Below are 13800 nucleotides of genomic sequence, written 5' to 3'. Positions count from 1 at the left end.
AAGGTTATTGGAACGCGAAGGACACAAGGTCGTCCTGACGCGCCACCCTGCCGTCGGGAGGGCCATCGCCCAAGCGACAGGGCACGGTTCCAGTGTCGCGGTAGAGGCCGTTCTGAATTCCCGGCGGCGCGGACATGATGTTCCATTCCGGGATGAATGGATCGGATTGGCGTCCACCCCGTATCATGTCGCGGCCTTCCTGGAGTCCCACGATCCGGGAAGCGCTGGCTTGGAGGAAATGACAGCCTTGGCCAATGCCTGGGAACGCTGTGCCCTGCCTCGCGCAAACTCGACCTTCCCGGAAAGCCAACGGGACAAACTCTGGCGTGATCTGTATCTCAACCTCGCTGAAAGGCACCTAGAGCAGAACGATCCGGTGCTGGCATGCCTCGCCGCGCTGGCCGGGTTGCGGAAAGGCCCAGGCGATCCCCTTCACCAACCCCTGCGCCAATTCGCCGATGTATTCGAGAGCGCTGGCACGATATCGCGAAACAGCGTCCTTGCCGGTAAAGCATCTAAGGTCCACTCGATGCTGACGGCAGTGGAAAAAGGCGTGCCGCCGAAAGCCGCAAAGACAAGACCGCCGCAGGGCGCCGTGCACAACAACGGTTCTTCCGCTATCGCGGATGCCCGGAAGGCTCTTGCCGACCTTGCTTCGTCACTCCCGGCATCGAGAAACTCTCCTGCATGGGCAAAAGATCTCCGCACCGGCGGTACGGCCCGCTTTCTGTAAGCCTCCACGTCCAGCAGGGACATGTTCCCGCCGCCAGTGCCGCCTCCACAATCACCCCAGCGCGAAATCGACCAGCAGCTTGACGTTGAGCGCCACGATCACGGCGGCGATGACGCCGGCGAAGATCACCAGCCATCTGGGTGCCACCAGTGCCCCCATCTTGGCCCGGCTCGACGTGAACGTCACGAGCGGAATGACGGCGAAGGACAACTGCAAGCTCAGGACGACCTGACTGAGGATCAGCAGTTGAGCCGTACCGGACTCGCCGTACCACAGCGTCACCACGGCGGCCGGCACGATCGCCACCAGCCGGGTGACCAGCCGCCGCAGCCAGGACGGCAGCCGGATATCCAGGAAGCCTTCCATGACGGCCTGACCCGCAAGCGTCGCCGTCACGGTCGAGTTCAGCCCGCAGCACAGCAGGGCGATACCGAACAGCGTCGGCGCGATGGCGGCCCCGAGCAGCGGGGCCAGCAATCCGTGCGCCTCGCCGATCTCGGCGACTTCGGTGCGTCCCGTGCCGTGGAAAGCCGAGGCGGCGAGGATCAGGATCGAGGCATTGATCAGCAGGGCGAACATCAGCGCCACCGTGGAATCGATGGTCGCGTATTTCAGCGCCTCCCGCTTCTCCGGGATCGATCCGCCATAGGCCCGCGTCTGCACGATGGCGGAGTGGAGGTAGAGGTTGTGCGGCATCACCGTAGCACCCAGGATGCCGAGCGCCAGATACAGCATCTCCGGATTGGTCACGATCGCCGTGGTCGGCGCGAAGCCCTTGATCACCTCGCCCCATTGCGGATCGGCCAGCGCGACCTGCACGCCGAAACAGATCGCGATGACCGCCAGCAGCGCCACGATCAGGGCTTCCAGGTAGCGGAACCCGAGCCGCTGAAGATACAGGATCAGGAAGACGTCCAGCGCCGTGATCAGCACGCCGATTTCCAGCGGAATGCCGAACAGCAGGTTGAGGCCGATCGCCGTCCCGATCACCTCCGCAAGGTCGGTCGCGACGATGGCGAGTTCGGCCAGGAACCAGAGGACGAGGGACACCGGACGCGGGTAGGCGTCCCGGCAGGCCTGCGCAAGGTCGCGCCCCGATGCGATGGCAAGACGGGCGCACAGCGATTGCAGCACGATGGCCATGATGTTGGAAACCAGCGCCACGACCAGCAGCGTGTAGCCGAAGCGCGATCCGCCGGCGATCGACGTCGCCCAGTTGCCCGGGTCCATGTACCCGACCGCGACGAGGTAGCCGGGGCCGAGGAACGCCGCAAGCTTGCGGGCGCCCGGACCGGAGCGCGGTACGGCAATCGTCCGGCTGACGTCCCCTAGCGGGGCATCCCCGCGCTCCCGGCGCCATCCGGTAAGCCTATCGCCGAACCGCTCGTCCTCGACAGGTTTGCTCACCGCCCATGAATCCATTGGATCTTCCACGCTTGCACTGACACCGGACCGACGATATTGCCTGATGCAAAACATATAGCCTGGGCTATAGTTCATTATTCCGCACCTGCTTTCAACATTTCGATGGGGTAGGGTGGCGCCGGGATTGGATGGAGAGGTGGCAGGCTTGGGAATGGGTCGGGGACAGGCAATGCCGGATGCGGACAGGCAGGCCGCCAACTTCCAGCGGGTCCGCGAAGCGCATCAGGTCGAGGTGGCCGAGGATTATGTCGAACTGATCGCCGATCTGATCGAGGCGACGGGAGAGGCGCGCGCGGCCGACATCGCCCGGCGTCTCGGCGTCTCGCATCCGACGGTGGTCAAGGCGATCGGCAGGCTGCAACGCGACGGGCTGGTGGAAAGCCTGCCCTACCGGTCGGTCTTCCTGACCGAAAGCGGCCGCGCGATGGCCGAGCGCTCCAAGCGCCGCCACGAAGTCGTCCTTGGTTTCCTCAAGGCCCTGGGTGTCGCCGACGAGACGGCGGAACGCGACGCCGAAGGCATCGAGCACCATGTCAGCGACGAGACCCTGTCCGCTTTCGAGCGCTTCATCCGCGACAGCCGGTAGCCGGGCCGGCAGCGCCGTACCACACCCACGGCGCCCGGCTTTCGGCGTAAGCGGTCAGGTGCCGGCAGCGGCCCGGATGACGCTAGCACCGCATGCGGCGAAAGCCTCGCAGTCCTCGTCGCTCGCGCGCCAGTCCGTCACCAGCGTCCAGCGGCACGGCAGTTGAGCCCAGGCCGACTGGTTGGAGCGCGACAGCTTTGTCGCATCGGCCAGCACGATCACCTCGCGCGCCTGTTCCATCATCAGCGACTTCAGCGCCACCTGATCCAGGCTCGCTTCGCACAGCCCGCGCCCTGCGACCACGCCGTCGGCGCTCAGGAACGCCTTGTCCGCCGTCAGCCGCCGCATCGCATCCATCGCCAGCGGACCGACGGTGCTCATGCTGGTGGTGCGCAAGGTTCCGCCCAGCACGACCACCTCCGTCTCCCGGGAGTCGGACAGGGTCGGCAGCAGGGCGAGGTTGTTAGTGATGATCCGGTGCCGGCGTCCCTTCAGCAGGCAGCCGAAGGCGGACACCGTGGATCCCGCGTCGAGGATGAGGATGTCGTCCCCGGCGACGAGCGCCAGCGCGGCCCTGGCTATCGCCGTCTTCTGCTCGCCGTTGACCGATTGCCGCTGGTTGAGGCTTTCTTCGGCCACAGGGTGCGCCAGCATGGCGCCGCCATAGGTCCGGCGGACGCCCTTGGTGCTAGACAGGTGCTGGAGGTCGCGGCGGACGGTGGATGCGGAAACGCCGAAGCGCCTTGCCAGGTCGTCGACATCGACCTCCCCGGTCCGCAGCGTCTCCAACAGGAGCGAACGCCGCTCTTTGCTGCGCATCGTCAGGCTTCCCCCATCGGATCGGGCTTATAGGTCCGGCGGGTGTCTATCATCGCGCCGCGGCTTTGGGAAGCTTGCCGCGGCGCTGATGTCTCCGGAGAAGATCAGGCGGCGGCGAGCCGCTTGGGCGCCAGATCGACCGCCTGCCTCAACGCTTCGATCAGGCTCCGCTCGTCCGCGATGCCCTTGCCCGCGATGTCGAACGCGGTGCCGTGATCGACCGAGGTACGGATCACCGGCAGCCCGACCGTGATGTTGACGCCGGCTTCCAGCCCCAGCACCTTGATCGGGCCATGGCCTTGATCGTGGTACATCGCCACGACGATATCGTAGTCGCCGCGTCCGGCCAGGAAGAACAGCGTGTCGGCGGGCAGCGGGCCATGGACGTTCCAGCCCTTGGCCTTGCAGGCCTCGACCGCCGGAATGATCTTGGCCGCTTCCTCGCCCCGTCCGAACAGGCCGTTCTCGCCGGCATGGGGATTGATGGCGCAGACGCCGATCTTGGGGGAGGCTATGCCCGCCTTGACCAGCGTATCCTGCGCCCGGCCGATCACCCGCTCCACCAGCCCCGGCTCGATGCGCTCGATCGCGTCGATCAGCCCGACATGGGTGGTCACGTGGATCACGCGAAGCTTCGGCGACACCAGCATCATGGAAACTTCCGGCGTGCCCGTCAGCATCGCCAGCATCTCGGTATGGCCGGGATACTTGTGTCCGGCGGCGTGCAGCGCCTCCTTGCTGAGCGGCGCCGTGCAGATCGCGTCGGCTTGGTCGGCCTCGACGATCCTGACCGCCCGCTCGATATACCGGAACGCGCCTTCGCCCGAGACGGGGGAGACCTGCCCGAAGGGATGGTCGGCGGGGATCAGCTTGAGGTCGATGCACTGCACCGCATCGGGTGCGAAGCGGGCCTGCGCCGGATCGTCCAGGCTGTCGACCCGCAGCGCCGTGCCGACGATCTTGCCGGCGGTCCGCAGGCGCTCGGCATCGCCGACCACCAGCGCATTGCACATCTCCTGCACCTGCGGTTGCGCCAGCGCCTTCATGATGACTTCCGGCCCGATGCCGGAAGCATCGCCCATGGTGATCGCGATCGTCGGACGGCTCATGCCAGTTCTCCCTTTTGTCTGATGGAACGCAGTCGTTCCGTTATCCGGCTCAAGCTTCCCCGGTCGCCGAAGGCTCCCGCCTTGGTGACGACGGGCAGCGAAACGTCGCCAAGCGTCAGCCCCAGGGAAACTCCGGGTTCTATTTCATCGGCGAGGCGGATGCCGTTCACCCCGAAGCAGCCGAGCAGCGCCGCCGCCGTCTCGCCGCCGGTGGCGGCCAGACCGCTCATATGGGGAACGGCGGGCTTCAGCGTCTCGGCAAGGGCCTCCGCCAGTTGCGGACCGATGCCGAGGTCCGGCTCGCCGCCCATGAGGATTTCGACAAGAACGTCGTCGCCGCCGTCCAGTCCCTCGGTCACGGCCCGCGCAAGAGCGGCGCGCTCGGCCGCCGCCGCGGCATCCAGCAGCAGCGCCGGCTCGACCGGGACGTACAGGACCCCCGGCAGCGCCGCAAGGTCCCGCGCCGCCGCCCGCGACGCCGCCGCCAGCGAGCCGACCACGATCAGCGCGCCGCCGGTCGTGACGGACAGTTCGACCGGAGCGGTCCGCTCGCCGGGCGCCGCTTCGGCCAGCGCATGGGCAAGGCCGGCGCTCCCGATGAAGAACGCGGATGGCCGGACGGGCAGGCTTGCCTGCGCGATCCGCGCAAGATCGTCCTCGGTCTGCGCATCGCAGACGGCGACGACATCGCCTTTGGACGCCAGTTCCGCGAAGACCGTCCGCAACGCATCGGCGCCGCTCCGGATCGTGGAAAGCGGCACCTTCTCCGCCGCTATGCCGACCGACCCCAGCACTTCGCGGAGGTCGGCGTTCGGATAGCTGTGGTCGCGCCGCCAAACCTCCGCTTCCTCGAGCGGCTTGCCGCCGACCAGGATGCGGCCCTGCTCGGTGGTCCTGCCGGTGGCGGGGAAGGCCGGCGCGAAGATCCCGAACGCCGAGCCCGAGCGGGCGCGCAGCGCGTCCATAGCGGCGACCGTCTCGGCGGCCGGCTGGCCGCGCAGGGTGGAATCGATCTTCTTGAACAGGACGCTGTCGCGATCGAGCAGCCTGCCGAGAGCCGCTCGATGCGTCTCGGCCGCCTGCTCCGCCGTCAGCCCACGGCTGTCGGAATCGTAGGAGAACACGGCGGTCCCCGATCCCGCACTGTCGCCCCAGCCGACCACCGACGCGACGCCCTGCTTGGCGAAGGCGATCGCGCAGTCGGCGGCTCCCGTCAGGTCGTCGGCCAGGATCAGCCAGCGGGAGACCATGCTACCGGCTCCCCGGCGTTGCGGCGGCGGATGTCGTATGAGCGAGGGTCTCCTGCTTCATGAACTCTCCTCATGCGCACTGCGCGCAGTAATAAACTCCTTCAGCCCACAAAAATGCGCATTTTGGGCGTGCATGTCAATTTATCTCGCGCAAGATGCGCAATTTCTCGCAGATCGTCTAGGAACCGACCGGACGCGACCGAAGCATGATGAAGGGGAGGATGAAGGCCGGGACGAACAGCGGCTTCTCGAAATGGTTCACGGCCACGGCGCCCGTACCGGCGCCGACCGCATAGGCCAGCCAGACCAGGGCGAAGATCGAAGCGCCCTGGCGGGCCGCTCCGTCCTTGCCCGGCCACAGCCATGTGACCAATTCCTCTCCCAGCTTTTGCAGGTTGCCGGTGATGAAGACGGTGTTGAGGGCGACGCCGTTGAACCGGTTGGCGGCCGAGTTCTGCATGCCCATGGCAAGCGACAGCAGGACGGCCGCGATGGTCTTGTCGATGAAGCTGCAGGCGACCAGCAGGCCGCCGGCGATGCTCATGGCGAACAGGCTGTTGATGCCGCCGCGGATCATCAGGCGGGCGGCTATGACGCCGGCCAGGAAGGCCAGGATGATGACGCCATGGAAGAGCGCCGCGCCGTATTGCGCGGTCGCCAGTTCGATCCCCATGAAGATGGTGTTGCCGGTCATCAGCCCGGCGAACGCGTTGAAGTGCAGGTAGCCGACCGTATCCACGTAGCCGGCGATCAGCGCCAGAACGATCGCTCGAACCACTTCGGCCTCCTGCACTCCAGTTTCGGGCGCTTAGGCGGGTTTGCCGCGCTATTCGATCTTGGGCGGTTCCAGGTCGAAGGACGGCAGGTCGCCGTCCCCGGGAGCGGGGATGAGGTTGTCGAACTGGCGCTCCACCTCGGCCGGGTCCAGCTGGGTTTCCGACGCCTTGTAGTGCATGACCATGTCGGGAAACAGGATCAGCAGGGCGACCATGATGCACTGGATGACGACGAACGGCACGGCGCCCCAGTAGATCTGGCTGGTCTCCACCGGCTCCATCCGTCTCTTCGTGACCCTGTCGATGTAAGGGATCTTCGGCGCCACCGACCGCAGGAAGAACAGGGCGAAGCCGAAAGGCGGATGCATGAAGCTGGTCTGCATGTTGACGCCCAGCATCACGCCGAACCAGATCAGGTCGATCCCGAGCTTTTCGGCCGCCGGCGCCAGCAGCGGGATGACGATGAACGCCAGTTCGAAGAAGTCGAGGAAGAAAGCCAGCAGGAACACCATGATGTTGACGACGATCAGGAAGCCGGTCTGGCCTCCCGGCAGCGAAGTCAGCAGATGTTCGACCCAGACGTGGCCGTTCACGCCGTAGAACGTCAGCGAGAACACCCGCGCGCCCAGCAGGATGAACAGCACGAAAGCGGACAGCTTGGCGGTGGATTCCGTCGCCTGCTTGACGATGCTCAAGTTGAGCCGGGCGGGGTTGCGGTCGAGGAGGCGTTTGCCGCCCGCCAGGATCACCGCCCCCAGCGCGCCCATCGCGCCGCCCTCGGTCGGCGTCGCCAGTCCGATGAAGATCGTGCCCAGCACCAGGAAGATCAGCAGCAGCGGCGGCACCATGACGAAGGTGACCCGCTCGGCTATCGTGGACATGAACCTGATGCCCGTCAGCCGCTCTCCGATGCCGGCCAGCAGCGCGTAGATCCCGGCAGCGGCGACGATTTCCGCAAGGATGCTTTCGGTCATCCCGCCGTTCTGGCTTAGATACAGATAGATGCCGATCATCACGGCAGTCAGCAGGGCCGTGGCGACCAGCCGCCTGGCGCCCAGGAAGCGGTTCATCAGCGCGCAGGTCAGGGCCACCACCACGGCGATGGAGATCAGCAGGATGACGAAGTCGGCGCCACCGCTGATGCCCGTCCTGATCATCGCGTAGTAGCCGACCAGACCGGAGAAGACGGCGAGCAGTCCGAGCTGCCAGACGCCGCGCGTGCCGTTTGGTTCGTGATAGCCGATGGCGGCCGGCGGCAGTCCCGGAGCCGCATCGGGCTTGATCAGCGTGACCAGGAAGACGTAGCCCAGGTAAAGGCAGGCAAGCGCCAGACCCGGCAGGAAGGCCCCCTCGTACATGTCGCCGACCGAGCGGCCGAGCTGGTCGGCCATGACGATCAGCACGAGCGAGGGCGGGATGATCTGCGCCAGCGTTCCCGATGCGGCGATGACCCCCGCTGCCAGCCGCCTGTCGTAGCCGTAGCGCAGCATGATCGGCAGCGAGATCAGCCCCATCGAGATGACGGAGGCGGCGACGACGCCGGTGGTCGCCGCCAGCAGCGCGCCCACGAAGATCACGGCATAGCCGAGGCCGCCCCGCACGGTGCCGAACAGCTGGCCGATCGTGTCCAGCAGGTCCTCGGCCATCCCGGATCGCTCCAGGATCAGGCCCATGAAGGTGAAGAACGGGATCGCCAGCAGCGTCTCGTTCGCCATGGTCTGGAACACGCGTTCCGGCATGGCCTGGAGCAGCGGCCAGGACAGCGTGATCTCGCCGCCGGAATAGGGTGCCAGTTCGACGCCGATCACGAAGAACAGCAGGCCGTTGGCGGCAAGGGCGAAAGCGACGGGATAACCCAGAAGCAGGAAGAGGACGAGCGCCATGAACATGATGGGCGCCATGTTCTGCGCGATGAATTCCGTCATGGACGGCTCCTGGGAGATGTTGGCGCCGGGGCGCCGCCGGCATCGGCGTCCGCCGGTATTCCGACCGCGCTTTCCTTCTGGATCGACAGCAGGCGTTCGACTTCGCCTTCGATATCGTGATGACCGCCTATTCCGGGGTCCGGAAGGACGCCGCGCATGATGGCGATGCGCTTGATCAGCTCGCTGACCGCCTGAAGCGCCAGCAGGATGAAGCCGACCAGGATCGCGAGCTTTGCCGGCCAGATGATCAGGCCGCCGGCATTGGTCGAAACTTCGCCCGAAGCGTAGGAGCCCAGGAAGAAGGGGATCGACGTATAGATCAGAACGGCGCAGAAGCCGCCCAGGAAGAAGACGTGGCCGATCACGTCGATCCAGTTCCGGACCTTCCGGGAGAACCGGTTCGCCACGATGTCGATCCGGATATGCTCGTTCTCGATCAGCGTCCAGGCGGCGCAGAGCATGAAGACGGCGCCGAACAGATACCACTGAAGCTCGAGCCAGGCATTGGACGAGGCGCCGATGACCTTGCGCACGATGGCATTGATCGCGGAGACGAGGATGGCGATGACGATCGCCCAGGCGGCTATGCGGCCGATCCACCTGTTCATGGCGTCGATGCCGCGGCTTATGCCCAACAATGCTTGCAACGGGTATCCTCCTGGGGCGCAGTCGGCCGGAACGGCAAGGCCCCGGGGCAAGGTTTATCCAAGGTAGCCGCGCTCCGGCAGCGCCGGGAAACGTCCGGTCAGATCGGCCGCCGCTTCCAGCAGTTCCCGCGGCAGTTCATTGCCGGAGATGGTCAGCGGGGCAGGGGCCTTGTCCCATCCGGCCCCGTAGGCCCAGAGATGGTCGACGGCGCGATTGGCGTTGGAGAAGGGGTTGCCGAACGGCAGCTTGGCGGCGGCAGAGAACATCTCGGAAACCACGACGCTCAGCACGCGGGAGACCGCCTGCGCCTCTTCCCGGCGGCCGGCTTCCAGCAGGTCGAGCATCCGCCGGAGCTGGGAGCCGAAGGCGTTGCCGGTGCTGAGAAGCCAGCCCTGGTAGAGACCGGCCGGTTGCAGCATATCGACATAGTCGCCCTCGGCGCCGCGCACCATGATGGGGCCGGTGAAGCCGGACAGGGCCACCGCATCCTTGCCGCTGGTGTCCTTGAACATCGTGATGCGCGGGTTGGCGACGAGTGCGCGCATCGTTTCAGGCTCGATCGAGCAGTGCGTGACCTGCGGAAGCTGATAGACGGCGATCTCGCTCCGGGTTTCCGCAAGGACCCGCTCGTAGTGGCGGACGATGTCCTGCTGGCTGGCCGCGGCGTCGACCGGCGGGCACACCGCAAGCCCGCAATACTCGCCCGCGGGCGTCTTCATCTCGTCGAGCGTGTTCTCAACAGCCCGAGCCCACTCGACGACGCCTTCCGTCGTGGGCCGGAGCGCTCCGACCAGGAACCGGGCGCCCCGGAAAAGGTCGGCGCGGGCCGTCAGGCGGACCAGCACGAGCAGTTGCTCGAGGCTCATCTCCCAGCCGTCGCCGGTCGATCCCGCCAGCAGGAACTGGCGCACCGATGGCCGGATGAACGAGAGATGTGCTGCGATCCGGTCCGGGTCGATCTCGACCGACGGCCCCTGCCGCCGGTACTGGGTGAGAAGGGGTACCCACAACCTGTCGTTCTGCGGGCTGTCGTTCTGCGGGCTGTCGTTCTGCGGGCGGTCGTCCTGCGGGGAAGTTGACATTACGATCTCCTGTCCGCGAGTAAAGGAAGAGGCTGCCGCGGCGCTGGTGTCCAGGCGCGGCGCCGGCCTGGTTCAGCCGGCGATGGCTTCGTTCAGCATGCGTTCGTAGTCTTCTACCGTGGCGGGCCGGGCGTTGGTCGCGTGGGAATGGTCCTCGACGGCGGCGCGGGCTATGGCCGGAACCAGGCTGGAAGGAACCCCCATTTCGGCAAGGCTTTTCGGAAGCCCCAGCCTGCCGCTCAACTGCGCGAAGTAGTCGGCCAGATCGGCATCCGGCCCAAGGCCCAGCGTGGCGCGTATGACGGCGTATTTCGCTTCGGCATGGCTCTGGTTGAAGCGGAGGGTGGCCGGCAGGATCACCGCGTTGAGCGTGCCGTGATGCAGCGAAAGATCCTTCTGTCCGCCGAGCGGGTGGGACAGGGCATGGACCGCGCCCAGACCTTTCTGGAATGTCAGACCGCCTTCCAGCGCCGCCATCATCATCTGGTACCGGGCGTCCCGGTCGGAGCCGTCGGCAACGGCCTTTTCGATGTTGTCGACCGCGCGCTTCAGCCCGTCCAGGGCTATCGCTTCCGCCGGAGGATTGTCGCGCGGGCTCAGATAGGTCTCGACGCAATGGGTGACGGCATCCATGCCGGTAGCGGCCGTCAGCCAGCCCGGCAATCCCAGCGTCAGTTCGGGGTCGCAGACCGCCCGCTTGGGGATCAGGTGCGGGGAGATGAAGCCGAGCTTGCGGCCGTCCTTCAGCGTTATCAGCGATGCCCGCCCGACCTCGCTCCCGGTTCCGGCCGTCGTCGGCACTGCGATCACGGGGGCGACGGCGGCGGTGATCCTGGGGATGCCCCCAAGGATGGCGGCATATTTTTCAAGCGGACCCTCGTGGGTCGCCAGCAAGGCTACGCCCTTGGCAAGGTCGATCGGCGATCCGCCGCCGACGGCGATCAGACCGTCGCAGTTCCGCTCCCGGTAAAGCGCAAGCGCCGCTTCGACCGCTTCTTCGGTCGGGTTGGTCGGCGTGCCGGTAAAGACGGGCAGATCGGCGCCGGAGCCGATCACCGCGGTAATTTTCTCGACCAGCCCGGCCTTCGTCACGCCTTCGTCGGCGATGATCAGGGGCTTCTTGATGCCCAGTTCGGTCAGATCCTGCTGGATGCCGCCGATGGCGCCGAACTCGAAGCGGATGGTGGTCAGGTATGAGATCAAAGACATGGGGGTGCACCGGCTGAATGGAGAGTTGGCATGACGGCTCGGGCGGCCGCCCGACGCGGTGACGGCGGGAAACGGTGGGCGAGCGGCGGGGTCCCTGCCGGAATCCCGTCGCTCATCCTTTCCCGGTCAAGGATGACGGCGCGTCAGAGCTTCGAACGCGAGCGGATCATGAAGTTGTCGAACGTGTACTCGGCGACCTGCCACCACTGGTATGAATCGTTGCGCAGGCTTGCCATGGAGTCGTAGATCTTCTTGAAGTCCGGGTTCTTCGCCGACAGGTCGGCATAGACCTCGCCCGAAGCCTTCAGCGCCGCTTCCAGGATTTCCTGCGAGAACGGGCGCAGCTGGGCGCCGGATGCGACCAGCCTGCGCAGGGCCGCCGGGTTCTTGAAATCGTATTTCGCGACCATGTCGACATTGGCGTAACCGGCCGCCGCCTGGATGATCGCCTTGTAGTTTTTCGGAAGCTCTTCCCATTTCTGCCGATTGAAGAAGAAGTGCACCATGGCGCCTCCTTCCCAGAAACCGGGATAGTAATAGTAGGGCGCCACCTTCTGGAACCCGAGCTTCTCGTCGTCATAGGGGCCGACCCATTCGGCGGCATCGATCGTGCCGCGCTCCAGCGACGGATAGATGTCGCCGCCCGCGATCTGCTGAGGCACAACCCCAAGCTTCGACAGGATTTCGCCGGTCAGTCCGGCGATGCGGAACTTCAGGCCGTTCAGATCCGCGACCGTCTTGACTTCCTTGCGGAACCATCCGCCCATCTGGGCCCCCGTGGCGCCGCCCGGAAGCATGTAGATGTTGAATTTCTTATAGAATTCGTTGTAGAGGTCGAGACCGCCGCCATAATACATCCAGGCGTTCTGCTGCCGTGTATTCAAGGCGAAGGGAGCAGCGCTCGCGAAGGCAAATGTCGGATCCTTGCCGACATAATAGTATGAAGACGAGTGAGCCATCTCGACGGTGCCGTTGCCGACGGCATCCACTGCCTGAAACGTTCCGACGATTTCGCCGGCCGAGAACGGCTGGATCTGGAACTTGCCGTCGGTCGCCTCGGAAACGAACTTGGCCATGACGTCGGCGGCGCCGTAGATGGTATCGAGCGACCGGGGAAACCCCGATGTCAGGCGCCACCGTATCTCCGGCATGCTCTGGGCGATGGCCGGGGCGGCGAGAGTGCTGGCGGCTAGCCCCACTCCTCCCGTCGTCAGGAACTGGCGGCGTTTCATGATGTCCTCCCCTTTGGATTGCTTTTGTTCGTACTTCCAACCGAAGCTCCCGCCGAGCGGCAGGAAGCTTGTAGGTAGCTGAAAATACAGCGCTTTATTCATCTCCATATTCGGCTAAAGCTTTTCCCAATGATAGTCAATACCATGAAGGACAGTATGCCGTTGGTAGAGCAAGGGGTTAATCTTACAGTATTAACCTTTTCAGTATCTTCGATTTCTTCGATTACGGAGTGTGTCATACCGTAATCAACCACGGCCATCGTCGTCATTGAAAACTCTCAAACATTTTATTGGTTGCCGTTTCAAGCATATGCCCAGATGCTCGGCACATACCTGGCTATTTATTAACCATAAATGCTGGTAAGCTCGGGTGTCGCCGACCGGGACGCCCATAGCTTCTCCCCGCTCTGCGCTGGCCTTCGCTTTGCATTCGAAATACCTGATGCCGGCGATCGCCGGTGTGCAGACAACGACGGGAGGTTGGACAATGCTTGAAGTATTGGCGCCGGTAGCTCGGCGCGGCGTGCTGCGCTTCGGGGCGACGATGGGACTGGTGGCGCTGCTGGGAACCGTCGCTCTCCCGGCCAAGGCGCAGACGCCGACCGAGATCAACTTCGTCGAAGCGGTTCATAACCTCGGCTATATCAATCTCTATGTCGGCATGCATGCCGGGATCTTCGAAAAGCACGGCCTGAAGCTGAACGTCAGCGCCGCCGGCGGCGATACCCAGGCCTTCGCGGCGGTGCTCGGCCGCTCGGCGCAGTTCGCCATCGGCGACGCCACCATGGTCCAGATGTCGCGCGAGGCCGGCGGTCCGGGGATCGTCGTAGGCACCGTCGTTCAGCGCGCCCACTACTTCGGGGTCTCCAAGAACCTCGATACGATCACCGATCCGGCCATGTTCAAGGGCAAGACAATCGTCACCTCGCCGGAGCCGAACACCAACTTCAGCGTGACCAAGCGCATGCTGGAAAAAGCCGGGCTGAAGATCGGCACCGACGCGAAG

General features: G+C 65.2%; 13 protein-coding genes. 3 read left to right on the top strand and 10 right to left on the bottom strand.

From position 1 onward, the window contains the following. Positions 1 to 733 (top strand): hypothetical protein (locus tag AC5JJ6_RS20505; protein ID WP_496043836.1); only part of this gene is annotated, 733 nt, incomplete at its 5' end. A 51-nt stretch (positions 734 to 784) separates the two neighbouring features. On the opposite strand, the gene AC5JJ6_RS20500 is transcribed toward AC5JJ6_RS20505, so the two are convergent. After that, positions 785 to 2140, bottom strand: a complete 1356-nt coding sequence (locus AC5JJ6_RS20500) for an Nramp family divalent metal transporter (protein WP_496043835.1) — start codon at positions 2138 to 2140, stop codon at positions 785 to 787. 187 nt (positions 2141 to 2327) lie between these two features. On the opposite strand from AC5JJ6_RS20500, the gene mntR reads away from it, so the two are divergent. Then, the gene (mntR, locus tag AC5JJ6_RS20495; RefSeq protein WP_496043834.1) at positions 2328 to 2744 is read left to right on the top strand and encodes a manganese-binding transcriptional regulator MntR; all 417 of its coding nucleotides are present in this window, start codon (positions 2328 to 2330) and stop codon (positions 2742 to 2744) included. Between the two features lie 54 nt (positions 2745 to 2798). Here mntR and AC5JJ6_RS20490 read toward each other — a convergent pair whose 3' ends face one another. From AC5JJ6_RS20490 to AC5JJ6_RS20450, 9 genes are all read right to left on the bottom strand, one after another. After that, entirely contained in the window at positions 2799 to 3563 is a 765-nt protein-coding gene (locus AC5JJ6_RS20490) for a DeoR/GlpR family DNA-binding transcription regulator (protein ID WP_496043833.1), read from the bottom strand. 104 nt (positions 3564 to 3667) lie between these two features. After that, positions 3668 to 4672: a 4-hydroxythreonine-4-phosphate dehydrogenase PdxA gene (gene pdxA, locus AC5JJ6_RS20485; protein ID WP_496043832.1), complete on the bottom strand. Its 1005-nt coding sequence runs from the start codon at positions 4670 to 4672 to the stop codon at positions 3668 to 3670. After that, positions 4669 to 5922, bottom strand: a complete 1254-nt coding sequence (locus AC5JJ6_RS20480) for a four-carbon acid sugar kinase family protein (RefSeq protein ID WP_496043831.1) — start codon at positions 5920 to 5922, stop codon at positions 4669 to 4671. Before AC5JJ6_RS20480 ends, pdxA begins: the two co-directional genes overlap by 4 nt. A 178-nt stretch (positions 5923 to 6100) precedes the next feature. Continuing rightward, a complete protein-coding gene (locus tag AC5JJ6_RS20475) occupies positions 6101 to 6700 on the bottom strand; it encodes a YoaK family protein (protein WP_496043830.1) in 600 nt (199 codons plus the stop codon). 48 nt (positions 6701 to 6748) lie between these two features. After that, positions 6749 to 8623: a TRAP transporter large permease gene (locus AC5JJ6_RS20470; RefSeq protein WP_496043829.1), complete on the bottom strand. Its 1875-nt coding sequence runs from the start codon at positions 8621 to 8623 to the stop codon at positions 6749 to 6751. After that, complete coding sequence (locus AC5JJ6_RS20465) at positions 8620 to 9270, bottom strand: TRAP transporter small permease subunit (protein WP_496043828.1); 651 nt, start codon at positions 9268 to 9270, stop codon at positions 8620 to 8622. Before AC5JJ6_RS20465 ends, AC5JJ6_RS20470 begins: the two co-directional genes overlap by 4 nt. A gap of 54 nt (positions 9271 to 9324) precedes the next feature. Beyond that, entirely contained in the window at positions 9325 to 10353 is a 1029-nt protein-coding gene (locus AC5JJ6_RS20460) for a dihydrodipicolinate synthase family protein (RefSeq protein WP_496043827.1), read from the bottom strand. Between the two features lie 72 nt (positions 10354 to 10425). Continuing rightward, the gene (gbd, locus tag AC5JJ6_RS20455) at positions 10426 to 11562 is read right to left on the bottom strand and encodes a 4-hydroxybutyrate dehydrogenase (RefSeq protein ID WP_496043826.1); all 1137 of its coding nucleotides are present in this window, start codon (positions 11560 to 11562) and stop codon (positions 10426 to 10428) included. Positions 11563 to 11705: 143 nt separating this feature from the next. After that, on the bottom strand, positions 11706 to 12794 hold the full coding sequence (locus tag AC5JJ6_RS20450; RefSeq protein WP_496043825.1) for a TRAP transporter substrate-binding protein: 1089 nt from the start codon (positions 12792 to 12794) through the stop codon (positions 11706 to 11708). Positions 12795 to 13281: 487 nt separating this feature from the next. Between AC5JJ6_RS20450 and AC5JJ6_RS20445 the strand changes: the two genes are divergently transcribed. Then, positions 13282 to 13800: ABC transporter substrate-binding protein (locus AC5JJ6_RS20445; protein WP_496043824.1), on the top strand; the 519-nt coding region annotated here is incomplete at its 3' end.

This window comes from Skermanella sp., assembly GCF_059503625.1.
This window is presented reverse-complemented; position numbering and strand designations above follow the sequence as displayed.